Consider the following 23,443-nt stretch of genomic DNA (forward strand, 5'->3'; position numbering starts at 1 on the left):
TTGATGTGACTGACACACCGCATCGCCAGCAAGCTGGCTCCTACAGGGGGCCACACATTTACGGGAGACCACCATGCCGCGTTTCGCAGCCAACCTGTCCATGCTGTTCACCGAACAGGATTTTCTTGCCCGTTTCGAAGCGGCCGCCAAGGCCGGCTTCAGTGGTGTCGAATACCTGTTTCCTTACGATTTCAGCTCCGCCGAGATCAAGGCCAAGCTCGACGCCAACGGTCTGACCCAGGTGTTGTTCAACCTGCCGGCCGGTGACTGGGCCAAAGGCGAACGCGGTATCGCGTGCCTGCCGGACCGGGTTGAAGAGTTCCGCGCCGGGGTCGATCTGGCGATCGCCTACGCGCAAGTGCTGGGCAACACCCAGGTCAACTGCCTGGCCGGTATTCGTCCACAAGGTGTCGACGATGCCACCGTGGAAAAAACCTTTGTCGCCAATCTCAAGTACGCGGCCGACAAGCTGCAAGCGGCGGGCATCAAACTGGTGATGGAAGCGATCAACACCCGCGACATCCCAGGGTTCTACCTGAACAACACGGCGCAAGCCCTGTCGATTCGCGAACAGGTCGGCAGCGCCAATCTGTTCCTGCAATACGACATCTATCACATGCAAATCATGGAAGGCGACCTGGCCCGCACCCTGCAATCGCACCTCGGTGAAATCAATCACGTGCAATTGGCGGACAACCCGGGACGCAACGAACCGGGCACCGGTGAAATCAATTACCGCTTCCTGTTCGAACACCTGGACCGGATCGGTTATCAGGGTTGGGTCGGTTGCGAATACAAGCCGCTGACCACCACCGAAGCAGGCCTGGGCTGGCTGAAAACCCATAACGCGATCTGACGTAGATCCCTTGTAGGAGCCGGCTTGCTGGCGATCCAGGCAACGCGGTGTTTCTGATACACCGTGTCGATGCCATCGCCAGCAAGCCGGCTCCTACAAAAGCGCTCCCCTATTTGCTTGAAGCAGCAATAAAAACAAGAGGAATTTCTCATGGCTAAAATCGGATTTATCGGCACCGGCATCATGGGCCACCCAATGGCGTTGAACCTGCAGAAAGCCGGTCACAGCCTGTTCCTGTCGGCGCACCACGATGCCGCGCCTGCCGACCTGATCGCCGGTGGCGCTGTCGCCCTGGCGAACCCGAAAGAAGTCGCGCAAGAAGCTGAATTCATCATCGTCATGGTGCCGGATACCCCGCAGGTCGATGACGTGCTGTTCCGCGCCGACGGTATTGCGGCCGGTGTCGGCAAGGGCAAAGTCGTCATCGACATGAGCTCGATCTCGCCCACCGCCACCAAGGCCTTCGCAGCCAAGATCAACGAAAAAGGCGCGCAGTACCTCGACGCGCCGGTGTCCGGCGGTGAAGTCGGTGCCAAGGCTGCGACCCTGAGCATCATGGTCGGCGGCGATGCCGATGCCTTCGAACGCGCCTTGCCGCTGTTCCAGGCGATGGGCAAGAACATCACCCTGGTGGGTGGCAACGGCGACGGTCAAACCGCGAAAGTGGCGAACCAGATCATCGTCGCGCTGAACATTCAGGCCGTAGCCGAAGCCCTGCTGTTCGCTTCGAAAAACGGTGCCGATCCAGCCAAGGTGCGTGAAGCGCTGATGGGCGGTTTCGCTTCGTCGAAAATCCTCGAAGTGCATGGAGAGCGCATGATCAAAGGCACCTTCGACCCAGGCTTCCGCATCAGCCTGCACCAGAAGGACCTGAACCTGGCCCTGCAAGGCGCCAAAGAGCTGAACATCAACCTGCCGAACACCGCCAACGCCCAGCAAGTGTTCAGCACCTGCGCGGCCATCGGTGGCAGCAACTGGGACCACTCGGCGCTGATCAAAGGCCTGGAACACATGGCGAATTTCTCGATTCGCGATAAGTAACACGCTATCCCTGTAGGAGCCGGCTTGCTGGCGATCGCATCGACCGGGTCTGCCTGACCCACCGAGGTGTATGCATCGCCGGCAAGCCGGCTCCTACAGGACCGAGTTGCCCTTCAAATAACAAGAAAATCCGGGAGCCCGCCATGTCGGTCGATCCGCAACAATTCCTGCGTGAGCTGTTTGCCACAGCCATTGACGCGGCCCATCCGCAGCAAGTCCTCGAAGCTCATTTGCCCACTGACCGCAGCGGTCGCGTGATCGTCATCGGTGCCGGCAAAGCCGCCGCCGCCATGGCCCAAGTGGTCGAGCGCTGCTGGCAGGGTGAAGTGTCCGGCCTGGTGGTGACGCGTTACGGTCACGGCGCCCCGTGCGAAAAAATCGAAGTCGTCGAAGCCGCTCACCCGGTACCGGACGCCGCCGGCCTGGCCGTCGCCAAGCGCGTGCTGGATCTGGTCAGCAACCTGAGCGAAGACGACCGCGTCATCTTCCTGCTCTCCGGTGGCGGTTCTGCGTTGCTCGCCCTTCCGGCCCAAGGGATTACGCTCGCCGACAAGCAATCGATCAACAAAGCCCTGCTCAAATCCGGCGCGACCATCGGCGAGATGAACTGCGTGCGCAAGCACCTCTCGGCGATCAAGGGTGGCCGTCTCGGCAAAGCCTGCTGGCCCGCCACTGTTTATACCTATGCGATTTCCGATGTGCCGGGCGACCTCGCCACGGTCATCGCCTCCGGCCCCACCGTGGCCGACCCGAGCACCTCCGCCGAAGCGCTGGCGATCCTCAAGCGCTACGACATTGAAGTCCCGGCATCGGTGCGCAACTGGCTGCAAAGCCCCGAATCGGAGACGGTCAAACCCGGTGATCCGAGCCTGGCGCGCAGTCATTTCCAATTGATCGCCCGTCCACAACAGTCACTTGAAGCCGCCGCGGTGAAAGCCCGTCAGGCCGGTTTCAGTCCGCTGATCCTCGGCGATCTGGAAGGCGAATCCCGCGAAGTGGCCAAGGTTCACGCCGGCATCGCGCGGCAAGTGGTCTTGCATGGCCAGCCATTGGCGGCGCCGTGCGTGATCCTTTCGGGCGGTGAAACCACGGTCACCGTGCGCGGCAACGGTCGCGGCGGACGCAACGCCGAATTCCTCCTGAGCCTGACCGACAGCCTCAAAGGCTTGCCCGGCGTCTACGCGCTGGCCGGCGACACCGATGGCATCGACGGCTCGGAAGACAATGCCGGGGCGATCATGACCCCGGACAGCTACGCCCGCGCGGCCGCCCTCGGTTTGAGCGCCAGCGATGAACTCGACAACAACAATGGCTACGGCTATTTCGCGGCGCTCGACGCGTTGATCGTCACCGAGCCGACCCGCACCAACGTCAACGACTTCCGCGCCATCCTGATTCTCGAGAGCACAAAAAATGACGCCTGATAAAAAGGTCAAAATCCTCGCCACCCTCGGCCCGGCCACCGACGGGATCGAAGACATCCGCGAGTTGGTGCAGGCCGGGGTCAACATCTTCCGCCTGAACTTCAGCCACGGCGATCACGCCGACCACGCTCAACGCTATCAATGGATTCGTGAAGTCGAGCGCCAACTGAATTATCCGCTCGGGATCCTGATGGACCTGCAAGGCCCGAAACTGCGGGTCGGCAAGTTCGCCGAAGGCAAGGTGCAACTGCATCGCGGTCAGGCCCTGCGCCTGGACCTGGACCCGACGCCGGGTGACCAACGCCGGGTCAACTTGCCGCATCCGGAAATCATCGCCGCGCTGGAGCCGGGCATGGACTTGCTGCTCGACGACGGCAAACTGCGACTGCGCGTGGTCACCAAATACGCCGACGCAATCGACACCACGGTGCTCAATGGCGGCGAACTCTCGGACCGCAAAGGCGTGAACGTGCCGCAAGCGGTGCTGGAGTTAAGCCCACTGACGGCCAAGGATCGTCGCGATTTGAGTTTCGGTCTGGAGTTGGGCGTGGATTGGGTCGCGCTGTCGTTCGTGCAGCGCCCGGAAGATATTCGCGAAGCGCGTGAACTGATCGGCGACAAAGCGTTTTTGATGGCCAAGATCGAGAAGCCGTCGGCGGTCACGCAACTGCGGGAAATCGCCGAATTGAGCGACGCGATCATGGTTGCCCGTGGCGACCTCGGCGTCGAAGTGCCCGCCGAAAGCGTGCCGCAGATTCAGAAGAACATCATCAGCATCTGCCGCCAACTCGGCAAACCGGTGGTGGTGGCAACGCAGATGCTCGAATCGATGCGCTTCTCCCCGGCCCCGACCCGCGCTGAAGTCACCGATGTGGCCAACGCCGTGGCCGAAGGTGCCGATGCGGTGATGCTGTCGGCAGAAACCGCGTCCGGCGAATACCCGATAGAAGCTGTGCAGATGATGAGCAAGATCATCCGCCAGGTGGAAAACGGTCCGGACTATCAGACGCAACTGGACGTCAGCCGGCCGAAAGCCGAGGCGACCGTTTCCGATGCGATCAGCTGTGCGATTCGTCGCATCAGTAACGTGTTGCCGGTGGCGGTGCTGGTGAACTACAGCGAATCCGGCACGTCGAGTCTGCGAGCGGCGCGGGAACGGCCGACGGTGCCGATTCTGAACCTGACGCCGAACCTGCAGACGGCCCGCCGCTTGACGGTGGCGTGGGGGGTGCATTCGGTGGTCAATGATCGTCTGCGCCAGGTGGATGAAGTGTGCTCGACAGCGCTGGAGATTGCGCAGGCGCAGGGCATGGCGCAGCGCGGCGACACGTTATTGATCACGGCGGGTGTGCCGTTTGGGCAGCCTGGGTCGACTAACTCTTTGCGTATCGAGACGTTGATCTAGAGCGCCCATACCGGCCTCATCGCCAGCAGGCTGGCTCCCACATTGGTTTTGTGTCGATAACGAAATCAAGACTGAACGCAGATTCAGTGTGGGAGCCAGCCTGCTGGCGATGCTGGCGACTCGGTTTCACTGAAACACCCACAGACTTCATCATGCCTGCCAACCACTTCAACACCCACTGCCCCGATTGGGCGACTGCCCTGCTCAACGGCTTCAGCCAGATTTTCCTCCAGCGCCATCCGCTGTTTGGTCTGTTGTGCCTGCTCGCCATTCTATTCACCGCACCGGCCCTGCTCGGCGGTGCGCTGCTGGGCGGTGTCGCCGGTTTGCTCACCGCACAACGTCGCCACTACGCCAAGGCTGATCGTCAGGCCGGGCTGTTCAGTTACAACGGTGTCCTGCTCGGTTTGCTGCTGAGCCTGTATTTCCCTTGGTCCGCGCTGTTGCCGCCGCTGATCATTGCTGCGGGTGGATTGAGCGCGATGCTCACTCAGCAGTGGCTCAAACGCATCCGGGTCAGCCAATACCTGCCGGCCTATACGGCGCCTTTCGTGGGATTGGGCTGGTTGCTGCTGTGCTTCGCCACCCCCTCGACCGAAGCTCATTTGATCGAAGTCAGTGCGTTGAACATGCTCCTCGCCCCCCTGAAAGGCCTCGGCCAGGTGATGTTCCTCGGTCATCCGCTGGCCGGTGCGATGATTGCCGTAGGTTTGCTGATCGCTGATCGCCGCGCATTCTGCTGGGCGATGTTGGCGTCAGTCGCGGGCATGGGCTGGAGCCTGCTGCATCAAGACTTCTATAGCGCATTGATCGGCCTCGGTGGCTATAACGCCGTACTCGCCGCCCTCGCCCTCAGCTCGCAGCGCCAGCAACCGTGGCTGCCGCTCATCGGCATCGCAGCGGCGCTGTTGCTGACGCCAGTGTTTGCCGCCATCGGCCTGCCAACGCTGACCGCGCCGTTTATCCTCGCCTGCTGGCTGATCCGCACGGTTATGCAAATGTTCGGCAAAACCACCGTCGCCGGTACGCCTTGCACTCTGGAGGAGAATCACCCTAGGCTGCGCTGATTCTCGATTCAGGCGTTATCCATGGACAGCAGCAAAAACTGGCGTGAAGACCTTTACGTCATGGTTTTCCAGAGCGACACCAAAGCCGGGCGGCGCTTCGACGGCATTCTGCTGTTGATCATCCTCGCCAGCATCGTCATCGTGATGCTCGACAGCATCGACGCGATTCATCAGAACTACGCCAACGTACTGGCGTACATCGAGTGGGGCTTCACGGTCATTTTCGCCATCGAATATGGCCTGCGCCTGTACTGTTCGCCCAAGCCGCTGCGTTATGCCTTCAGCTTCTACGGGCTGGTGGATTTGCTGGCGATCGTGCCCGGCATCCTCGCGCTGTATTACGCTGATGCGCAGTACCTGCTGATTATCCGGATCATCCGGATGCTGCGGATTTTCCGCGTGCTCAAGCTCAGTCCGTACCTCAAGCAAGCCAATTACCTGATGTTGGCGCTGCGTGGCAGCAAGCAGAAGATCGTGGTGTTTCTGGTCAGCGTCTGCACGCTCGTCACGGTGTTCGGCACGCTGATGTATGTGATCGAAGGCCCGGAGCATGGCTTCACCAGCATTCCAAAAGGCATCTACTGGGCTATCGTGACGCTGACCACCGTCGGCTTCGGCGACATCGTGCCGAAGACGCCCTTGGGCCAGGTGATTTCGTCGCTGGTGATGATCACCGGTTACTCGATCATCGCCGTGCCCACCGGGATTTTCACCGCCGAACTGGCCAACGCCATGCGTGGCGAACAGTTGCAACACGACTGCCCGGTGTGTAAGAAAAACAGCCACGAGCACGGCGCTGCATTTTGCTCGCGGTGTGGCAATGTGTTGTTCAAAAAACTGGAATAAGCAAAGTGCTTTTTAATCTTTAAAGGACTATACGAGCCCGGTTATAGTCGCTGGCAAATTGCCTCACATTTAAATTAGAACAAGGAATGCGCAGTGAAAAAACTCTTTGGCGCCTCACTTCTGGCCGCAGGCCTGGCATTGACCAGCATGGCTCAGGCTGCACCGACCCTGCTCAACGTTTCCTACGACGTGATGCGCGATTTCTACAAGGACTACAACGCTGCCTTCCAGAAACACTGGCAAGCCGAGCACAACGAAAACATCACCCTGCAGATGTCTTTCGGCGGTTCGAGCAAACAGGCGCGTTCCGTGATCGACGGCCTGCCGGCTGACGTCATCACCATGAACATGGCCACCGACATCAACGCCCTGGCGGACAACGGCAAACTGGTGCCGGACAACTGGGTCACCCTGCTGCCGAACCACAGCGCGCCGTTCACCTCGGCCACGGTGTTCATCGTCCGCAAAGGCAACCCGAAAGCCCTGAAAGACTGGCCGGATCTGCTCAAGGACGGTGTGCAAGTGATCGTGCCGAACCCGAAAACCTCGGGCAACGGCCGCTACACCTACCTTTCGGCCTGGGGTTATGTGCTGAAGAACGGCGGTGACGAGAACAAGGCCAAGGCCTTCGTCGGCAAGCTGTTCAAGCAAGCACCGGTGCTGGATACCGGTGGTCGTGCGGCTACCACTACCTTCATGACCAACCAGCTCGGCGACGTGCTGGTGACCTTCGAAAACGAAGCGGAAATGATTGCCCGCGAGTTTGGCCGTGATCAGTTCGAAGTGATCTACCCAAGCGTCTCCGCTGAAGCCGAGCCGCCAGTGGCCGTGGTCGACAAAGTGGTCGAGAAGAAAGGCACCCGCGCAGCGGCCGAGGAATACCTGAAGTACCTGTGGTCGCCGGAAGGCCAGGAAATTGCTGCGGCAAACTACCTGCGTCCGCGTGATCCGGCGGTACTGGCCAAGTACACCGACCGCTTCCCGAAAGTGGATTTCCTGTCGGTGGAGAAGACCTTCGGTGACTGGCGCACCGTGCAGAAGACGCACTTCAATGATGGTGGGGTCTTTGATCAGATTTACGCTCAGTAAACGCTGATAGCCCAATGAAAAAGGCGACCTGAGACGGTCGCCTTTTTTGTTTTTGTGTTCGCTGAAGTACCCTGTGGGAGCGAGCCTGCTCGCGATTGCGGTGGCTCATTCACATTGATGGTGACTGATACACCGCAATCGCGAGCAGGCTCACTCCTACAAAGGTTGGGTTAGGTCCTACATCGGCGGTGTGACGCCGTCCTTGCCAGCCGAGATGGATTGGGCGGTCAGCGTTCCATCCGCACTCTGAGTTACAAACGTCACGATCTTCACACCCACCTTCAGCAAGCTGCGATCCCCCGGCACCAGGTTCACGATCGGCACATCCTCCGGCACCAGAATCTTCTGCTGTCCGCCCTTGTAGTTGACGGTCAACACCCGACCATTACTGACCACCAGATCACCGACGCTGCCGTTGGTCATGCTGCTGCCCTTGACCAGATCGAAGGGTCGATGCCCATCGCCACTGCCGGCCAGCTCCGGCGGAAAGACGTGGACTTCCAGCGCTTTGAGCGAGCCATCTTCCTGCGCAGTGGCCGCCGAGCCGATGTAGCTGCCGGGTTTGATGTCTTCAATATTGGCCAGGGTGACGGCGCGGATTTTGGTGTCCTTGGTCAGGTTGATGACCACGTTTTCGCCGCTGTTGACGTGGACTTTCAATACGTCGGGGCTGACCCCGGTGATCTCCCCGCGTACGCCGATGCGCATGCCCGGTGCGTCCGCAGCCTGGGCGAGGCTTGCCATGAACAATCCGATCAAAGTGCCGCGAATCAGGTAACGGAACATCGCGTTCATGAAAGTGCCTTCCGGTGATGAGTCGTAAGAGAGAACATAAGCACGCTATCGAACAAGATGTAAGTGAATGTATCATCGGATCTTGAAATTCAGGCGCAGGTTCCAGCGCCACTCATTCCGCAAAGGAATGATTGCTATCACTCCAATCCCTCTTCCGCCGACTCGGCCTGCCACTTAGCCTTCACGCATTCCTTTCTGTTCAGCGAGACACGTTATGAACTCAGCGACTCAGGCGCCCCACGGTGCCGCGACAATGACCAAAGGCATGGTGCTGCTGTTTGCCTTCTGCTGCGGCGCCATCGTTGCCAACATTTACTACGCGCAACCGATCATCGGCCTGATCGCGCCCGACATCGGCCTGACCAGCACCATGGCCAGCCTGATCGTTTCGCTGACCCAGATTGGCTACGCGCTGGGCCTGTTCTTCCTGGTGCCGCTGGGTGACCTGCTGGAAAACCGCCGACTGATGATCATCACCACTGTGGTGGCGATTGCCAGTCTGTTGGGCGCCGCGTTCACCGATCAGCCGAATGTGTTTCTGCTGATCTCGTTGCTGGTGGGTTTCAGCTCGGTGTCGGTACAGATCCTGATTCCACTGGCCGCGCACCTGGCGCCGGAGGAGTCTCGCGGTCGAGTGGTCGGCGGGATCATGGGCGGTTTGCTGCTGGGGATCCTGTTGGCGCGACCGGTGTCCAGCGTCGTGGCTGACCACTTCGGCTGGCGGGCGATGTTTGTGATTGCGGCAGTGTTGATGGCGGCCATCAGCATCGTGCTGGCCGTGACCATTCCCAAGCGCCAGCCTGATCACAGCGCTTCCTACGGTCAGTTACTCGGTTCGCTGTGGACGCTGCTGCGCCAGCAACCGGTATTGCGCCAGCGCGCGTTTTATCAGGGCTGCATGTTCGCCACGTTCAGCCTGTTCTGGACCGCCGTGCCGCTGGAATTGGCGCGTAATCATGGCTTGTCGCAAACCCAGATCGCGATTTTCGCCCTGGTCGGCGCCATCGGTGCCATCGCCGCGCCCATCGCCGGTCGACTCGCCGATGCTGGCCACACCCGCATCGCTTCGCTGCTGGCGCTGCTGTTCGCCAGCCTGAGCTTCCTGCCAGCATTCATCCATCCGGCCTACAGCGTCATCGGCCTCGCCGTCACCGGCGTGGTGCTCGACTTCTGCGTACAGATGAACATGGTCCTCGGCCAACGGGCGGTCTACGCCCTCGACGCCAAAAGCCGCAGTCGCCTGAACGCGTTGTACATGACCAGCATCTTCATCGGCGGCGCGTTTGGCTCCTCGGTAGCCAGTGCGGTGTACGAGCATGGCGGCTGGTTGTGGATCGTGATTGTGGGTAGCGCGTTTCCACTGTTGGCGTTGTTGCGGTTTTTGAGTGTTTCAGAGAAGCGTTCGCTCGCTACCGCTTAAGACGCCAAAAGCTTCGCGGGCAAGTCGGATCGCCGCATCGCTCGCTCCTACAGATCATCGGTGCTCTTGTAGGAGCGAGGCTTGCCCGCGAAGGCGATGTAACTGGCACTACTCAATGCCGAACCAGCTTCTCCATCGCCGCATCTGCCAAAAAGGAAGAGCGGCTTTTGACATTGTGCTCGCGCACATACCGGTCAATACGCTGAATCACATAGCCGGGCAACGTCACATTGACCTTCTCGGTCTTGCCCATATACGGCGAGATGTCCAGCTCCAGCATTCCCCATCCCATGTCGGCGAAGTCCGGGTTGCCACGATGGGTGGCAGCCGAAGTCGGCATGGGAATCGACTCCCCGTCAGCCGCCAGTTCCTGAAGCATGATGTGGGCAATCTCGATGGCGGCGTTATAGGCGTCTTCAAACGTATCCCCGGCTGTTACGGCGCCCGGAATATCGGGGATCTGAATACCGATGGCGGTGTTCTCGTCGCCCCACTCGATACAGATTGGATATTGCATTATGGATCTCCTGCGTGACTGGCTGGCGGGCAGTACAGCCCGGCTCGCCTCCTGATGCTTTTAACCGTCCCGGTCGGTAAATCCTTTTTCGGGTGAGGGACGGGAATCGTGTACGGGTTGTATCGGTGGGTGAAGAGATGATGGCTGCCGGTAATCCGGTCCAGTGTCCAGCCCGCCTCCTGCAGTTCCTTGATCAATAACCTGCTTTGCACCAACAGCCTCCTTGCTCCGGCCCAGACAAAAATAACTCTAGAGTTATCTTTACTCAAGCACAAAAACCCCGATCACGACGTTCGGTTGTTTTACGATTTGTGATTGCGGCCCTGCGTTACCTTCCCGAGAATGAATTCTTTCGCTCTGCGTCAGCAGTCACCCCGAGGTAATCCCGGTTTACACTCAGCGTCCGGAGCCTGAAGCGATGCGGGATGCGGTTCGCGGTTGACCGGTTCAAATGCCGCCTGACCTGCGGCATGTTTTGTTCAAGGAGTGTGCAATGACCCGACGTACTTTTCTCATCACCGGCGCCAGCAAAGGCATTGGCCGCGCGGTGGCCGAACACCTGGACCGCGCCGGACACCGGGTGGTCGGCATTGCCCGCACGCCTGACCTGAGTTTTCCCGGCATCCTGTTTCCGCTGGATTTGAGCGACAGGGCACTCACCCAGGAAGTGCTGGCGGACCTTGCCGGGACTTACGAGTTCGATGGGCTGGTCAACAACGTCGGCCTGGTACGCCCGCAAGTGTTGGGAGAAATCGACCTCGATACGTTCGATGACGTAATGCGGGTCAACCTGCATTCAGCGTTGCAGGCCACCCAGGCGCTGCTGCCGAACATGCGCGCCAAGGGTTGGGGTCGGGTGGTGAACATTTCCAGCCTGACGGTGCTCGGGATTACCCAGCGCACGGCGTACGCAGCGGCAAAAGCAGCGTTGATCAGCTTCACGCGCTCCTGGGCGCTGGAACTGGCGCAAACCGGCGTGACGGTGAACGCCGTGGCACCGGGACCGACGGAAACGGAACTGTTTCGCGCCAACAACCCGCCGGGAAGCGAGGGCGAGGCGCGTTATCTGGCCGGTGTGCCGATGGGGCGTCTGGGACAGCCGCAAGAAATTGCCGCGGCGATTGCATTTTTGCTGTCCGAACAGAGTGGTTTCATCACCGGCCAGACGCTGTTTGTAGACGGTGGTTCTTCAATAGGCAAAGCGGCGTTCTGACCCACAACACCATCCCTTGTAGGAGTGAGCCGGCTCCGGGCGGCGTTCCGACGATAGCGGTGGGTCATTCACATTGATGGTGACTGATACACCGCTATCGCGAGCAGGCTCACTCCTACAATTATGATCTTCACAAGGACTAAAGATGGACCGTTTGGCCGCAATGGAAACCTTCGTCTACGTAGTGGAAACCGGTTCGTTTTCCGCTGCCGCACGACGGCTGAATATCGGCCAGCCCGCCGTGTCGAAAACCATCGCACAGCTGGAAGCGAGGCTCGCGGTCCGGCTGCTGTTGCGCTCGACCCGAGGGCTGACGCCAACCGAAGCCGGGCTGGCGTTTTTCGAACGCGCCAAGCGTGCCATCGAAGAAGCCGATGAAGCTGACAATGAGGCTCGCGGTGCCGCCAACGGGCTGACAGGCAACCTGCGCATCTGCGCTGCCGTGACCTTCGGTCGAATGCACATCGTCCCGCACCTCGGGCCGTTTCTCGAGCAAAACCCTGAATTGACCATCGACCTGATGCTGGATGATCGCAACGTCAATCTGGTGGAGGAAGGGGTCGACGTCGCTCTGCGCATGGGCACCTTGAGCGATTCGAACCTCACCGCGCGCAAGATCGCCGAATGCCGGCGTGTGTTACTGGGTACGCCGGCGTACTTCGAACAACACGGCGAACCCGCCTGCCCTGCCGATCTGAGCCAGCATCAGGCGGTGATTTACACGCTGGCCGGCGGCGCTCACTGGCCGTTCAAAAAGGCGGATGAAGAACAAACCGTCACGGTCAGCGGCAGGATTCGCGTCAGCGCCGCGGAAGGTCTGCGTGAAGCGGTGCTGGCCCATCAAGGGCTGACCATGGCGTCGGCGTGGATGTTTGCGCCAGAGCTGGCCAGCGGAGTGGTCAGGGAGGTGATGACGGAGTGGAAGCTGCCGATTCAGGAACTGTGGGCGGTGTTTCCAACGGGGCGGATGGCCAGCGCCAAGGCTCGGGCGTTTGTGGAGTATGTGCAGGGGTTGTTGGTAAAAAGGGTTTGATAGTATCCGTTTCGTTTATTGCGATTTTCGATTATTTCGAATAGCCTGCCAGCTTCGCTTGTTCAGAAGACTGGAACCATCATGTCACCCACCCTCCATCCGACGATAAACCTCCCACTGGAGCGCGAAGTACAGGCTGCTATTGAAGGTCAGCGCGCATTGGCGGCCTACCTTGCCACTCAATTCGAAACACAGCGCATCCAGATTTTCGACGAACAGAATGAGGCTCACAGCGTCGAATTACCCACCTCGGCTCTTCGTTTGCTAGTCGATATCCTGGAAGCGCTCGCTGCGGGCAATGCTGTCAAAGTAGTCCCGGTTCACGCTGAGCTGACGACGCAGGAAGCGGCTGATCTGCTTAACGTCTCACGCCCGCACCTGATCAAACTGCTCGAATCCGGCGACTTGTCCTACCACAAAACCGGCAAGCACCGACGTGTGCGCTTTGCCGATTTGATGGACTATAAAAACCGGCGCGATACCGCCAGCGAGCAAGCAATGATGCTGCTCGCCGAGCAGGCACAAGCGTTAAGGACAGGATACGAGTGAGGCACTCCTCTTTTACCGCTGTATATGACGCATGTGTGTTGTACCCCGCGCCCCTGAGAGATTTTTTGATGTGGCTTGCACTCTCCGGACGTTTTAGAGCGAAATGGACAATGGAGATACACAACGAATGAAAACGCAATTTGCTCAAAAACCGTCCGGATCTGACCACAGGACAACTGAACCGCACGTCCGAACTGATGGATCAAGCATTACCCGACGCTTGCGTGTCCGGTTACGAAGAGCTTATTGAAGGATTGACGCTACCCGACGTCGATGATCGACATGTCCTGGCTGTTGCCATTCACTGTAATGCCAGCGTCATCGTCACCTTCAACCAGAAAGATTTCCCCTGCACCGCCCTGAGCCCCTTCGGTATTGAGGCTCAACACCCTGACGAGTTCGTCGATAACCTTTTTGATCTCGATCCGGCGGCAGTGATCGAGGCGGCACAACGGCAGCGCAAGCAACTGAAGCTGCCGCCGATGGATGTCGATAGTTACCTTGAACTTCTGCTGCGTCAGGGCCTGGTTCAATCGAGCAAGGCATTGACCGAGTACCGCGCCATTCTCTGAACGTCCTTCACAGACTCCAGACAACAAAACGGCGATCCGTAGATCGCCGTTTCCATTTACTGCCCGAATTGCCGTCCCAACCCACCAGGTACGCCATGGATGTCCGTGTCTTCCCATGGCCCGTTCGGGCTGATCGAGCGGCTCCAGCCGTTGTTCCAGCGGTAGTACGTGCGCTGGCGGTAGAAGGTGTTGGTCTGGTCATCAAGCACATATACACCGAGTTTCTGATCCCAATGGCTGTTACCGCCCGGTGGCGGTGCGAAGCTGGCCGAGGTGCGTGGCAGCGGTTTGGCGGGCTTGGCCGGAATACTTGGCTTGCCTGGCGTCGGTGTCGTTGACGGCGTCGGGCGGGGCTGCGACGGCGGGATCGGTGGCAGCGACGTAGGCTCTGGGCGCTGGACCGCACACGCGCTTAACCCCAAAACCAGACTGAGCAGGGTAATACGAGCAATGGCGGTCATGGCGGTGGTTCCTGTTATTTGTCTGGGCTGTCGATGATCAGTTTTTGCGCCGCGGTGGTGCTGCTGGCCAGAGGCTGGCTGCGACCGATCCATTCGCCTGCAGTCGGCTGGCCTGCACGTGAGATGCGCGCAACCAGTTGGACTTCAGGAAAGTTCGACAGTTTCAACTGCGGCATCATTGCATCGGCATCGCCCAGTTCGACGGTCGCCGGCAAGTCAGCCACGGTCAGGCGTTTGGCGGCCAATGGTGCGGGAGGCCCCGAGGTGGCGCGGGCGAAAATGAACACGCTGTCACCCGGCTGAACCTTGGCCTTGAGCTCTGGCGCCAGATCGACGCTGACCTTGAGCAGCGCCGCAACCTTGGCCGCAGGTACCTGGGCAACCTTGCCGCCGCTGGCTTCGAGTTTCTCGGTAGCCCGGGCAATACCGCCTTGCAGCGCGGCGCGGGAGCCGTCTTCCGGTGGCAGTTGCACCAACAGGCGATTCCAGTAATCGATGGCGTCCTGATAATGCGCGCTTTCAAACGCAGCGATACCGAGCAGGCCAAGGCTGGTGACTTCCTTCGGATCGGCTTTCAGCGCTTCGTCGGTCAGGGCCTGAACCTTGTCCGACCACTTCTTGCCATCGGCGAAGTACTGGGCTTGCGCCCATTGGCCGAGCAGTTCCGGCTGACGACCGGCCAGGTTCACCGTGCGCTCGAAGATCTTCGCCGCGTCGGCGGGACGATCCTGCGCCATGTATGTGCGACCCAGGAAGTACAGGCCTTCGGCCGAATCCGGTTGAGCGGCGACGGCGCGTTCCAGACGGCGGGTCATCTCTTCCATCGACTGCGGTGCCTGGGAGAATTCGCGGGTCAGTTCGACCTTGTCGCTGGCGCCGAAATGCAGGTAGAGCCCAAGCCCCAACACCGGCACCAGAATCGCCGCCAGCAATGGCAACGGTTTGCCCAGACGTGCCGCGCGCGGTGCATCGGCGCCTTCGGTGTCGGCGAGCAACTCACGAGCAGCTTCGGCGCGACCGGTTTCCAGTTGCGCAGCGTTGAGCACGCCCTCTTCCTGCTCGGTTTGCAACTCAGCCACGCGCTCTTGATACAGCGCGACGTTCAGGGCAGTACGATCCTCTTCCAGCTGGGCGCGGCGGCCACGCAAAACGGGGATCAACAGAAAACTCAGGGCAACCAGAAGCAGCAGACCTGCAGCGAGCCAGAAATCAATCATTCTTGGTTTTATCCAACAGTTGATCGAGGCGCTCGCGCTCCTCGGCAGAAAGCTCATCCTTGGCATCAGCGCGTTGGACGCGACGGCGGCGGACGATCACGGCGATGATCACAAAACCGCCCAGCAGCAGGCCGGCGGGGCCGAACCAGAGCAAGGCAGTCTTGGCGTTGAGTGCGGGTTTGTAGCGGACGAAATCACCGTAGCGATCGACCATGAAATCGATGATCTGCTGATTGTCCTTGCCCTCGCCCAGCATGCGGAAAATCTCTTTGCGCAGGTCGGCGGCGATCGGTGCGTTGGAATCGGCGATGTCCTGATTCTGGCACTTGGGGCAACGCAGCTCTTTGGTCAGCTCGCGAAAACGCTCGCGATCACCTTCTTTGGCGAACTCATAGGTGTCGATGGCCGCGTGCGCCACGCCGGCCATGCTCAAGCCCAAAACGGCGGCAGCTATCCAGCGCTTCATGGCTTGGCCTCATCCACCAGCGCCTGATACTTGGCCGCCAGTTTTTCGCGCCAGACCTGCTCGTCGATCACGCCGACGAATTTGTCGCGGATGATGCCCTTGGCGTCGATGAAGAAGGTTTCCGGAGCGCCGTATACGCCGAGGTTCAGGCCCAGCGTGCCTTCGTCGTCACGGATGTCCAGTTGATACGGGTTGTGGAACTCCACCAGCCACTTCAAGGCATCCGCATTGATGTCCTTGTAGTTGATGCCGTAGATCACCACGCCCTTCTCGGCCAGTTTGTTCAACACCGGGTGCTCGACCCGGCAGGAAATGCACCAGGTGCCCCACACGTTGACCAGCGCCGGTTTACCGAGAATATCTGCCTTGGTCAGGCTCTTGTCGCCCTGCACCGCGGGCAGGGAAAACTCCGGGAACGGCTTGCCGATCATTGCCGAAGGCAGCTCGGCCGGGTCCAGATAGAGCCCGCGATAAAGGAAAACAGCCACCACCAGAAAAATCGCCAGCGGCAACAGCATCAACCAACGTCTCATGCAGTCGCTCCCGTCATGCCCAATGCTTCACGCACGCGGCTTTTCACCTTGACCCGATAACGACGATCCAGCGCCGCCAGCAGCCCGCCCAAACCGGTCAGCAGACCGCCGAACCAGATCCAGCGCACGAACGGTTTGACGTGCACGCGCACGGCCCAGGCGCCTTCACCCAACGGCTCGCCGAGTGCGACATAGAGGTCGCGGGTGAACCCGGCGTCGATCCCGGCTTCGGTCATCACCGAGTTCTGCACGGTGTACAGGCGTTTTTCCGGGTGCAACACACTGATTTCCTTGCCGTCGCGGATCACCCGCACGGTGCCTTTGTCGGAGGTGAAGTTCGGGCCTTCAAAGTGCTTGGCGCCTTCGAACACGAACTGGTAACCGCCCAGGTCCATGGACTCGCCCGGGGCCAGGCGCAGGTCACGTTCGGCGCTGTTCTGGCTCGACAGCACGACACCGAGCGCGCACACGGCGATACCCAAATGCGCAAGCTGCATGCCCCAATAGCTGCGAGTCAGGGTCGGCAGGCCTTTGATCAGGCCTTTGTGGCGGGTCTTGTCGAAAATGTCGCGGATACCGGCCAGCAACACCCAGGCGGCCAGCATGAACGTCGCGATCACGGCCCAGTTGAAATCGCCATAAGCGACACCAGCCACCACGGCCAGCGCGGCGCTGCCGAGCAACACCGGGGTCAGCATGCTCATCAGCCATTTGACCGGGGTATCTTTCCAGCGCACCAGCATGCCAACCGCCATCACCACCATCAGCAACGCCATCAACGGAATGAACAGCGCGTTGAAGTACGGCGGGCCGACCGACAGCTTGGCGCCGGTCATTGCATCGAGAATCAGCGGGTACAAGGTTCCCAGCAAGATCATCGACGCCGCTACCACCAGCACCAGATTGTTGCCCAGCAGCAAGGTTTCGCGAGACCAGAGGTTGAAGCCGACATGGCTCTTCACCACAGGCGCACGCAGGGCAAACAGCGTCAGCGAGCCGCCGACCACGAACAGCAGGAAAATCAGGATGAACACGCCGCGCTCGGGATCGGAGGCAAAGGCGTGAACCGAGGTCAGCACGCCGGAACGCACCAGGAACGTACCCAGCAAGCTCAACGAGAACGCAGCGATGGCCAGCAACACGGTCCAGCTCTTGAACACGCCACGTTTTTCCGTGACCGCCAACGAGTGGATCAACGCAGTGCCCACCAGCCAAGGCATGAAGGAGGCGTTTTCCACCGGGTCCCAGAACCACCAGCCGCCCCAGCCGAGTTCGTAGTAAGCCCACCACGAACCGAGGGTGATGCCGATGCCGAGGAAGGCCCAGGCGACGATGGTCCATGGACGCGACCAACGCGCCCACGCTGCATCAAGTCGACCGCCAAGCAATGCCGCGATGGCGAACGCGAAGGCCACGGAGAAACCGACGTAGCCCATGTACAGCATCGGCGGGTGAACGATCAGGCCGATGTCTTGCAGCAGCGGGTTGAGGTCACGACCGTCCGCCGGAATCTGCGGCAGGATCCGTGCGAACGGGTTGGAGGTAAGGATCAGGAACATCAGGAAACCGGTGCTGATCATGCCCATCACCGCCAGCACCCGCGCCAGCATCACTTGCGGCAACTGCCGGGAGAACACCGACACGGCGAAGGTCCAGCCGCCGAGGATCAATGCCCACAACAGCAACGAACCTTCGTGCGCGCCCCACACTGCACTGAACTTGTAGTACCACGGCAAGGCGCTGTTGGAGTTGCTGGCGACGTAGGCGACGGAGAAGTCGTCGGCCATGAACGCGTAGGTCAGGCAACCGAAAGCGAACAGCAGAAACGCGAACTGCCCCCAGGCGGCCGGCTGGGCCAGGCTCATCCACAAACGATCACCGCGCCAGGCGCCGAGCAACGGCACCACGGCCTGAACCAGCGCGAAACACAGCGCCAGAATCATGGCCAGATGGCCGAGTTCAGGAATAAAGATTCCAGACGTCATCGATCAACCCTCCTTCGCGGGCGTTGGAGCAGATTGACCACTGTCTTTCAAAGCCTTGGTCACTTCCGGCGGCATGTACTTCTCATCGTGCTTGGCCAGCACTTCGTCAGCCACCACCACGCCATCGGCGTTCAGTTTGCCCAGCGCAACGATGCCCTGCCCTTCGCGGAACAGGTCCGGGAGGATGCCGCGGTAACTGATGGTCACGGACTTGTTGAAGTCGGTGACGATGAATTTCACATCCAGCGAATCACCGGAACGTTGCAGCGACCCCTTCTCGACCATGCCGCCCGCACGGATACGCGTGTCTTGCGGCGCTTCGCCGTTGGCGATTTGCGTCGGGGTGTAAAACAGATTGATGTTCTGCTGCAGGGCGCTCAGGGCCAGACCGACGGCAGCGCCGACACCGACCAGGATCGCGAGAATGATGATAAGACGCTTTTTGCGCAGCGGATTCACTTGCCGTTCTCCCGGCGCAGACGACGCGCCTCTTGTTGCAGATACCGCTTGCGGGCCAGGATCGGCGCCGCCACGTTGAGGGCCAGCACTGCCAGGCTGATGCCGTAGGCTGACCAGACATACAGGCCGTGATGGCCCATGGCGAGGAAGTCGCCGAATGAAGCAAAAGTCATCTAGCGGCCTCCAGGCTGTTCTGCACTTCGGCTTTAACCCAACTGGCGCGGGCCTCGCGCTTGAGCACTTCAAGGCGCATGCGCAGCAGCAAAACCGCGCCGAAGAAACAGTAGAAACCCAGCACCGTCAGCAGCAATGGCAGCCACATTTCGACCGGCATCGCCGGTTTTTCGGTGAGGGTGAAGGTCGCGCCCTGGTGCAGGGTGTTCCACCACTCCACCGAGTATTTGATGATCGGGATGTTGATCACGCCGACAATCGCCAGCACCGCGCAGGCCTTGGCCGCGCTGTCACGATTGCTGATGGCGTTGCCCAGCGCAATGAGACCGAAGTACAGAAACAGCAGAATCAACATGGACGTAAGTCGTGCATCCCAGACCCACCACGAACCCCAGGTCGGTTTGCCCCAGATCGCGCCGGTGACCAGCGCCACGGCGGTCATCCAGGCGCCGATGGGCGCCGCGCATTGCAGGGCGACGTCGGCCAGTTTCATTTTCCACACCAGCCCGACGATGCCGCACACCGCCAGCATCACGTAGACGGACTGCGCCAGCATGGCGGCGGGAACGTGGATATAGATGATGCGAAAGCTGTTGCCTTGCTGGTAGTCCGGCGGCGCGAAGGCCAGGCCCCAAACGACACCAATGCTGATCAGCAGCAACGCTCCGATGCTCAGCCACGGCAGCAGTTTGCCGCTGATGCCATAAAACCATTTGGGTGAGCCGAGCTTATGAAACCAGGTCCAGTTCATTACTGTTTCCATCACGGTTGCTGCTCGTTATCACAAGCAGCCTAGGGTCTTTACTGGTTAAAATTTAACCAGACCTCATTATTCGCCGACGCTGATCTTCAGGCCAGCAGCTATTGCAAAAGGTGTCAGGGTTATCGCCAGGGCGGTCAGGCTACCAAGCCACAGGAGATAACCGATCGCCGGCATGCCCTGCAATGCCGCCTGCAAGGCGCCACTGCCGAGAATCAACACCGGGATGTACAACGGCAGAATCAGCAGGGCCAGCAACAAGCCGCCCCGCTTCAAGCCTACCGTCAGGGCCGCGCCCACCGCACCGAGCAGGCTCAGCACCGGTGTACCCAGCAACAGGGAAAGCAGCAACACGGGCAGACAGGCGGTGGGCAAACCGAGCATCAACGCCAGCAGTGGAGCGAGCAAAACCAGTGCCAGACCAGAGAAGGCCCAGTGTGCCAGTACCTTGGCCAAAACCAGAAGAGGCAGGGGGTGCGGCGAAAGGACCCACTGCTCAAGGGAACCATCTTCGAAATCACTGCGGAAAAGCCCGTCCAGCGAGAGCAAAACCGATAAAAGGGCTGCCACCCAGACCAGTCCCGGAGACAAGGTTTGCAACAATTGAGACTCGGGTCCGACCGCCAACGGGAACAGCGAAACCACGATCGCGAAGAACACCAACGGATTGGCCAACTCCGCCGGACGACGGAACAACAAGCGAGCCTCACGGGCGACCAACAGGCCGAAAACACTCATACGGCCCAATTCCCCAGATCAATGTCGCGATAGCCGGTCGGCATTCGACTCAGCGTGTGGTGCGTGGTCAGTACCACCATGCCGCCGCGCTCACAGTGCGCGGCCAGGTGTTCTTCGAGTTGCGCCACGCCTTGCTTGTCGAGCGCAGTGAACGGCTCGTCGAGGATCCACAGCGGCGGGCTGTCCAGATACAACCGCGCCAGAGCCACGCGGCGCTGCTGACCGGCGGACAGGGTGTGGCACGGAACATCTTCGAAACCGCGCAGTCCGACAGCAGCAAGCGCTGCCCAAATGGCTTCATGGGAGGCCGGTTGATGCAGCGCGCAGAGCCAGCTGAGGTTTTCTTCGGGGGTCAGCAAATCCTTGATGCCAGCGGCATGACCGATCCACAGCAGATTGCGCGCCAGTTCGCTGCGTTGTTCGTTCAGCGGCTGGCCATTGAGCAGCACTTGACCGGCGGTCGGTTGCATCAGCCCCGAAAGCAAACGCAAAAGGCTGGTTTTGCCACTGCCGTTGGGGCCGCTGATTTGCAACATTTCGCCACTGGCCAGTCTCAATTCGAGATTTTCGAAGAGCAGTCGAAGGTCTCGCTCACAAGCAAGGGCAACGGTTTGCAGGACAGGACTGGTCAAGAGATCACGGGCCTTTACGGTTCAAGTCGGCGGAGGAACGGCCGCTAAAGAGATGCAGCATAGATGCATTGGCGGCCTGTTCTAGAGAGCTGCGTCAAACAAATGCAATGTTTTCGCCACTCTGTGAAAGACGGGCGGCATTATACATGCCATGCCCCACTCTAAAGAGGGCAATTTCCTCAGGTTGTGACCGCGTATGACAGGCGAAATGAACATCCTCCCGCTACCACCGACCACGCCCGCGACGTCGCGACCGCAGGTGGTGAGTGGCGAACTGCTCAAGCTGCTGACGCCGATGGAGGGCCTGATTACCGCCGGGCAGACCGCCAAAGCCGAAGTGCTGTCGCTGAAGCAGGCGGATCAGTCCTTTCAACTGCTGCTCAAGGTCACCCTTGAAAACGGCCGCCAGACCACGGTTCAGGCCACCAGCAGCCAACCGCTGCCACAGGGCACGAACCTGGCAATTACCCAGCCATCGGCCGGCAACCTCGCCGTGACGGTGCAACAAGCCATTGCCTCCAGCGTCGCCACCCTCACCCGCATCGACACCACACAACTGCCGGTGGGCACCCTGCTGCAAGGCAAAGTGCTGACCTCCCAGGTGCTGCCACAAGTGCCGGGCCAGCCGACGGTGTTTCGTTCGATGGTGAGCCTGCTCAACACGGCGCTGAGCGGCAGCACCCTGAACATCGACAGCCCGACGCCGCTGCGTATCGGCACCTTGCTGAGCGCGCTGGTGCAAGACACCCAGACCCTGAAATTCGTCCCGTTGAGCAGCCGCCAGGAACAACTGGCAGTCACCCAACAACTGGTCAGCCAACAGAGTCGCCAGGGCTCGCTGGACGGATTACTGAAACTGCTGCAAAACCTGCCAGCCTCGAATCAGACGTCCAGCGACCTGCGTGTTGCCGTGGACAAGTTGCTCGCCGGCCTGCCGGACGTGCAGCAACTCAGCACGCCAAAAGGCCTGGCCCAGGCGCTGGCCAATAGCGGGCTGTTCCTCGAGGCGAAACTGCTCGCCGGGACGAATCCGACGCTGGCACCGGACATGAAAGGTGATTTGCTGAAGTTGATCGCGCAACTGACACCGGGGTTGCCGGCCAACACCAATCTCAATGCGATCATCGCTGCCAACACGCTGGCCCAGGCTATGCCGAGCTTCGTGCGCAGCGCCCTCGGCATGCTCGGCCAGGTCAGCGCCAAACCGCAGCCAACCAGTTTTCCTCTGCCGGAACGCTTTCTGCAGAGCGCGGACGGCGAAGGTGATCTGGAGCACTTGCTGCGTCTGGCGGCAGCGGCGGTTTCACGCCTACAAAGCCATCAACTGTCGAGCCTGGAGCAAACCGGCGTCACGAACGACGGCCGGCTGATGAGCACCTGGCAGCTGGAAATCCCGATGCGCAACATGCAGGACATCGTGCCGTTGCAGGTCAAGTTCCAGCGCGAGGAAGCACCGGAGAAAGAACAAGCCAATGAACGCCGTGACGAACGCGAGCCCAAGCAACAACTGTGGCGCGTCGAGTTGGCGTTCGACATGGAGCCGTTGGGGCCGCTGCAGATTCAGGCGCAGTTGATCAACGGCAGTCTGTCCAGCCAGCTATGGGCCGAGCGGCCGTACACCGCGAGTCTGATCGAGAGCAATCTTGTCGGGCTGCGCGAACGCTTGCTGGCATCTGGCCTGAATGTCGGCGATCTCGATTGCCACCTTGGCACACCGCCGCAAGGTCCTCAAACCCGTCTGGAACAACGCTGGGTCGACGAAACCGCATGAGAAATCCCGATACTCCACGCCAGGCCATCGCCCTCAAGTACGACGGTACCCACGCCCCTACCCTCACGGCCAAGGGCGACGAAGAACTGGCGGAAGAAATCCTCAAGATTGCCCGCGATTATGAAGTACCGATCTACGAAAACGCCGAGCTGGTGAAATTGCTGGCAAGGATGGAGCTTGGGGACAGTATTCCGGAGGAGTTGTATCGCACGATCGCCGAGATCATTGCGTTTGCCTGGAATCTGAAAGGCAAGTTTCCGGCGGGGCATGACCCGAGCGCGCCGATGATCGAGAAGGACATCACCGATCGCGGGGATGATTACTGAGGATTCGAAGACGCCATCGCCAGCAAGCCGGCTCCTACAGTTTTTTGTGTGTAGCACGAACCTGTGAACACCACTGACCTGTAGGAGCCGGCTT

26 protein-coding genes and 1 pseudogene are annotated in these 23,443 nt (G+C 60.2%); 14 read left to right on the forward strand and 13 right to left on the reverse strand.

Translation table 11 applies throughout. The annotated features are described in order from the left end of the window. The first annotated feature begins 73 nt into the window (after positions 1-73). From hyi to PMI32_RS21050, 7 genes are all read left to right on the forward strand, one after another. Positions 74-856, forward strand: coding sequence for a hydroxypyruvate isomerase (gene hyi, locus PMI32_RS21080; RefSeq protein WP_008026777.1), 783 nt, complete (start codon positions 74-76; stop codon positions 854-856). A gap of 150 nt (positions 857-1,006) precedes the next feature. Beyond that, entirely contained in the window at positions 1,007-1,897 is an 891-nt protein-coding gene (locus PMI32_RS21075; protein WP_008026778.1) for a 2-hydroxy-3-oxopropionate reductase, read from the forward strand. Positions 1,898-2,040: 143 nt separating this feature from the next. After that, on the forward strand, positions 2,041-3,321 hold the full coding sequence (locus PMI32_RS21070) for a glycerate kinase type-2 family protein (RefSeq protein WP_008026780.1): 1,281 nt from the start codon (positions 2,041-2,043) through the stop codon (positions 3,319-3,321). Next, complete coding sequence (gene pyk, locus PMI32_RS21065; RefSeq protein WP_008026782.1) at positions 3,311-4,726, forward strand: pyruvate kinase; 1,416 nt, start codon at positions 3,311-3,313, stop codon at positions 4,724-4,726. Before PMI32_RS21070 ends, pyk begins: the two co-directional genes overlap by 11 nt. 152 nt (positions 4,727-4,878) lie before the next feature. Then, positions 4,879-5,793 carry an urea transporter gene (locus PMI32_RS21060; protein ID WP_008026785.1) on the forward strand — a complete coding sequence of 305 codons (915 nt, stop codon included), beginning with the start codon at positions 4,879-4,881 and terminating at the stop codon, positions 5,791-5,793. Positions 5,794-5,814: 21 nt separating this feature from the next. Then, positions 5,815-6,639, forward strand: coding sequence for an ion transporter (locus PMI32_RS21055; protein WP_008026787.1), 825 nt, complete (start codon positions 5,815-5,817; stop codon positions 6,637-6,639). A gap of 93 nt (positions 6,640-6,732) precedes the next feature. Continuing rightward, positions 6,733-7,728 carry a sulfate ABC transporter substrate-binding protein gene (locus tag PMI32_RS21050; protein WP_008026789.1) on the forward strand — a complete coding sequence of 332 codons (996 nt, stop codon included), beginning with the start codon at positions 6,733-6,735 and terminating at the stop codon, positions 7,726-7,728. A gap of 177 nt (positions 7,729-7,905) precedes the next feature. Here the strand turns inward: PMI32_RS21050 and PMI32_RS21045 are convergent, their stop codons facing one another. Beyond that, complete coding sequence (locus tag PMI32_RS21045) at positions 7,906-8,523, reverse strand: hypothetical protein (protein ID WP_008026792.1); 618 nt, start codon at positions 8,521-8,523, stop codon at positions 7,906-7,908. A gap of 214 nt (positions 8,524-8,737) precedes the next feature. On the opposite strand from PMI32_RS21045, the gene PMI32_RS21040 reads away from it, so the two are divergent. After that, a complete protein-coding gene (locus tag PMI32_RS21040) occupies positions 8,738-9,943 on the forward strand; it encodes an MFS transporter (RefSeq protein WP_008026793.1) in 1,206 nt (401 codons plus the stop codon). A gap of 112 nt (positions 9,944-10,055) precedes the next feature. Here the strand turns inward: PMI32_RS21040 and PMI32_RS21035 are convergent, their stop codons facing one another. Together PMI32_RS21035 and PMI32_RS29615 are read right to left on the reverse strand one after the other, a co-directional pair. Then, positions 10,056-10,460, reverse strand: a complete 405-nt coding sequence (locus PMI32_RS21035; protein WP_008026796.1) for a type II toxin-antitoxin system HicB family antitoxin — start codon at positions 10,458-10,460, stop codon at positions 10,056-10,058. Beyond that, positions 10,460-10,672 carry a type II toxin-antitoxin system HicA family toxin gene (locus tag PMI32_RS29615; protein WP_081501757.1) on the reverse strand — a complete coding sequence of 71 codons (213 nt, stop codon included), beginning with the start codon at positions 10,670-10,672 and terminating at the stop codon, positions 10,460-10,462. The genes PMI32_RS21035 and PMI32_RS29615 overlap by 1 nt, the downstream gene beginning before the upstream one ends. Before the next feature lie 281 nt (positions 10,673-10,953). Between PMI32_RS29615 and PMI32_RS21030 the strand changes: the two genes are divergently transcribed. From PMI32_RS21030 to PMI32_RS0128735, 4 genes and pseudogenes are all read left to right on the forward strand, one after another. Next, on the forward strand, positions 10,954-11,673 hold the full coding sequence (locus tag PMI32_RS21030; protein WP_008026798.1) for an SDR family oxidoreductase: 720 nt from the start codon (positions 10,954-10,956) through the stop codon (positions 11,671-11,673). Positions 11,674-11,818: 145 nt separating this feature from the next. Further along, the gene (locus PMI32_RS21025; protein ID WP_008026801.1) at positions 11,819-12,706 is read left to right on the forward strand and encodes a LysR family transcriptional regulator; all 888 of its coding nucleotides are present in this window, start codon (positions 11,819-11,821) and stop codon (positions 12,704-12,706) included. 81 nt (positions 12,707-12,787) lie between these two features. After that, positions 12,788-13,255 carry a helix-turn-helix domain-containing protein gene (locus tag PMI32_RS21020; protein ID WP_008026802.1) on the forward strand — a complete coding sequence of 156 codons (468 nt, stop codon included), beginning with the start codon at positions 12,788-12,790 and terminating at the stop codon, positions 13,253-13,255. Continuing rightward, positions 13,252-13,827, forward strand: a pseudogene (locus PMI32_RS0128735) (PIN domain-containing protein). Before PMI32_RS21020 ends, PMI32_RS0128735 begins: the two are co-directional and overlap by 4 nt. A 56-nt stretch (positions 13,828-13,883) precedes the next feature. Here PMI32_RS0128735 and PMI32_RS21015 read toward each other — a convergent pair. The 10 genes from PMI32_RS21015 to ccmA form a co-directional block, all read right to left on the reverse strand. Then, the gene (locus PMI32_RS21015; RefSeq protein ID WP_008026806.1) at positions 13,884-14,288 is read right to left on the reverse strand and encodes a hypothetical protein; all 405 of its coding nucleotides are present in this window, start codon (positions 14,286-14,288) and stop codon (positions 13,884-13,886) included. 14 nt (positions 14,289-14,302) lie between these two features. Continuing rightward, positions 14,303-15,505, reverse strand: a complete 1,203-nt coding sequence (gene ccmI / locus PMI32_RS21010; protein ID WP_008026809.1) for a c-type cytochrome biogenesis protein CcmI — start codon at positions 15,503-15,505, stop codon at positions 14,303-14,305. Continuing rightward, on the reverse strand, positions 15,498-15,971 hold the full coding sequence (locus PMI32_RS21005; protein WP_008026812.1) for a cytochrome c-type biogenesis protein: 474 nt from the start codon (positions 15,969-15,971) through the stop codon (positions 15,498-15,500). Before PMI32_RS21005 ends, ccmI begins: the two co-directional genes overlap by 8 nt. Continuing rightward, positions 15,968-16,504: a DsbE family thiol:disulfide interchange protein gene (locus PMI32_RS21000; protein ID WP_008026814.1), complete on the reverse strand. Its 537-nt coding sequence runs from the start codon at positions 16,502-16,504 to the stop codon at positions 15,968-15,970. The genes PMI32_RS21005 and PMI32_RS21000 overlap by 4 nt, the downstream gene beginning before the upstream one ends. Further along, entirely contained in the window at positions 16,501-18,489 is a 1,989-nt protein-coding gene (locus PMI32_RS20995; RefSeq protein WP_008026815.1) for a heme lyase CcmF/NrfE family subunit, read from the reverse strand. The genes PMI32_RS21000 and PMI32_RS20995 overlap by 4 nt, the downstream gene beginning before the upstream one ends. 3 nt (positions 18,490-18,492) lie before the next feature. Continuing rightward, positions 18,493-18,948: a cytochrome c maturation protein CcmE gene (gene ccmE, locus PMI32_RS20990; protein WP_008026817.1), complete on the reverse strand. Its 456-nt coding sequence runs from the start codon at positions 18,946-18,948 to the stop codon at positions 18,493-18,495. Next, complete coding sequence (ccmD, locus tag PMI32_RS20985) at positions 18,945-19,121, reverse strand: heme exporter protein CcmD (protein ID WP_008026820.1); 177 nt, start codon at positions 19,119-19,121, stop codon at positions 18,945-18,947. Before ccmD ends, ccmE begins: the two co-directional genes overlap by 4 nt. After that, a complete protein-coding gene (locus tag PMI32_RS20980; protein ID WP_008026821.1) occupies positions 19,118-19,873 on the reverse strand; it encodes a heme ABC transporter permease in 756 nt (251 codons plus the stop codon). The genes ccmD and PMI32_RS20980 overlap by 4 nt, the downstream gene beginning before the upstream one ends. Positions 19,874-19,951: 78 nt before the next feature. Beyond that, the gene (ccmB, locus tag PMI32_RS20975; RefSeq protein ID WP_008026823.1) at positions 19,952-20,620 is read right to left on the reverse strand and encodes a heme exporter protein CcmB; all 669 of its coding nucleotides are present in this window, start codon (positions 20,618-20,620) and stop codon (positions 19,952-19,954) included. Continuing rightward, positions 20,617-21,252, reverse strand: coding sequence for a cytochrome c biogenesis heme-transporting ATPase CcmA (ccmA, locus tag PMI32_RS20970; protein WP_008026825.1), 636 nt, complete (start codon positions 21,250-21,252; stop codon positions 20,617-20,619). The genes ccmB and ccmA overlap by 4 nt, the downstream gene beginning before the upstream one ends. 196 nt (positions 21,253-21,448) lie before the next feature. Between ccmA and fliK the strand changes: the two genes are divergently transcribed. Continuing rightward, on the forward strand, positions 21,449-23,023 hold the full coding sequence (gene fliK, locus PMI32_RS20965) for a flagellar hook-length control protein FliK (protein ID WP_008026827.1): 1,575 nt from the start codon (positions 21,449-21,451) through the stop codon (positions 23,021-23,023). Continuing rightward, complete coding sequence (locus tag PMI32_RS20960; protein ID WP_008026830.1) at positions 23,020-23,349, forward strand: EscU/YscU/HrcU family type III secretion system export apparatus switch protein; 330 nt, start codon at positions 23,020-23,022, stop codon at positions 23,347-23,349. The genes fliK and PMI32_RS20960 overlap by 4 nt, the downstream gene beginning before the upstream one ends. The last annotated feature ends 94 nt before the right edge of the window (positions 23,350-23,443 follow it).

This window comes from Pseudomonas sp. GM60, from assembly GCF_000282415.1.
GTDB lineage: Bacteria > Pseudomonadota > Gammaproteobacteria > Pseudomonadales > Pseudomonadaceae > Aquipseudomonas > Aquipseudomonas migulae.

Excerpts from the sequence above, each read along its gene's own strand:
- PMI32_RS21040 (WP_008026793.1), top strand. The coding sequence starts at position 8,738 with ATGAACTCAGCGACTCAGGCGCCCCACGGTGCCGCGACAATGACCAAA.
- PMI32_RS21030 (WP_008026798.1), top strand. The coding sequence starts at position 10,954 with ATGACCCGACGTACTTTTCTCATCACCGGCGCCAGCAAAGGCATTGGC.
- hyi (WP_008026777.1), top strand. The coding sequence starts at position 74 with ATGCCGCGTTTCGCAGCCAACCTGTCCATGCTGTTCACCGAACAGGAT.
- PMI32_RS21000 (WP_008026814.1), bottom strand. The coding sequence starts at position 16,504 with ATGAGACGTTGGTTGATGCTGTTGCCGCTGGCGATTTTTCTGGTGGTG.
- ccmD (WP_008026820.1), bottom strand. The coding sequence starts at position 19,121 with ATGACTTTTGCTTCATTCGGCGACTTCCTCGCCATGGGCCATCACGGC.
- ccmB (WP_008026823.1), bottom strand. The coding sequence starts at position 20,620 with ATGAGTGTTTTCGGCCTGTTGGTCGCCCGTGAGGCTCGCTTGTTGTTC.
- PMI32_RS20995 (WP_008026815.1), bottom strand. The coding sequence starts at position 18,489 with ATGACGTCTGGAATCTTTATTCCTGAACTCGGCCATCTGGCCATGATT.
- PMI32_RS21035 (WP_008026796.1), bottom strand. The coding sequence starts at position 10,460 with ATGCAATATCCAATCTGTATCGAGTGGGGCGACGAGAACACCGCCATC.
- PMI32_RS20980 (WP_008026821.1), bottom strand. The coding sequence starts at position 19,873 with ATGAACTGGACCTGGTTTCATAAGCTCGGCTCACCCAAATGGTTTTAT.
- PMI32_RS21060 (WP_008026785.1), top strand. The coding sequence starts at position 4,879 with ATGCCTGCCAACCACTTCAACACCCACTGCCCCGATTGGGCGACTGCC.
- PMI32_RS20960 (WP_008026830.1), top strand. The coding sequence starts at position 23,020 with ATGAGAAATCCCGATACTCCACGCCAGGCCATCGCCCTCAAGTACGAC.
- PMI32_RS21055 (WP_008026787.1), top strand. The coding sequence starts at position 5,815 with ATGGACAGCAGCAAAAACTGGCGTGAAGACCTTTACGTCATGGTTTTC.
- PMI32_RS21020 (WP_008026802.1), top strand. The coding sequence starts at position 12,788 with ATGTCACCCACCCTCCATCCGACGATAAACCTCCCACTGGAGCGCGAA.
- PMI32_RS21015 (WP_008026806.1), bottom strand. The coding sequence starts at position 14,288 with ATGACCGCCATTGCTCGTATTACCCTGCTCAGTCTGGTTTTGGGGTTA.
- PMI32_RS21070 (WP_008026780.1), top strand. The coding sequence starts at position 2,041 with ATGTCGGTCGATCCGCAACAATTCCTGCGTGAGCTGTTTGCCACAGCC.
- fliK (WP_008026827.1), top strand. The coding sequence starts at position 21,449 with ATGACAGGCGAAATGAACATCCTCCCGCTACCACCGACCACGCCCGCG.
- ccmI (WP_008026809.1), bottom strand. The coding sequence starts at position 15,505 with ATGATTGATTTCTGGCTCGCTGCAGGTCTGCTGCTTCTGGTTGCCCTG.
- PMI32_RS21075 (WP_008026778.1), top strand. The coding sequence starts at position 1,007 with ATGGCTAAAATCGGATTTATCGGCACCGGCATCATGGGCCACCCAATG.
- PMI32_RS21045 (WP_008026792.1), bottom strand. The coding sequence starts at position 8,523 with ATGAACGCGATGTTCCGTTACCTGATTCGCGGCACTTTGATCGGATTG.
- PMI32_RS21025 (WP_008026801.1), top strand. The coding sequence starts at position 11,819 with ATGGACCGTTTGGCCGCAATGGAAACCTTCGTCTACGTAGTGGAAACC.
- pyk (WP_008026782.1), top strand. The coding sequence starts at position 3,311 with ATGACGCCTGATAAAAAGGTCAAAATCCTCGCCACCCTCGGCCCGGCC.
- PMI32_RS21005 (WP_008026812.1), bottom strand. The coding sequence starts at position 15,971 with ATGAAGCGCTGGATAGCTGCCGCCGTTTTGGGCTTGAGCATGGCCGGC.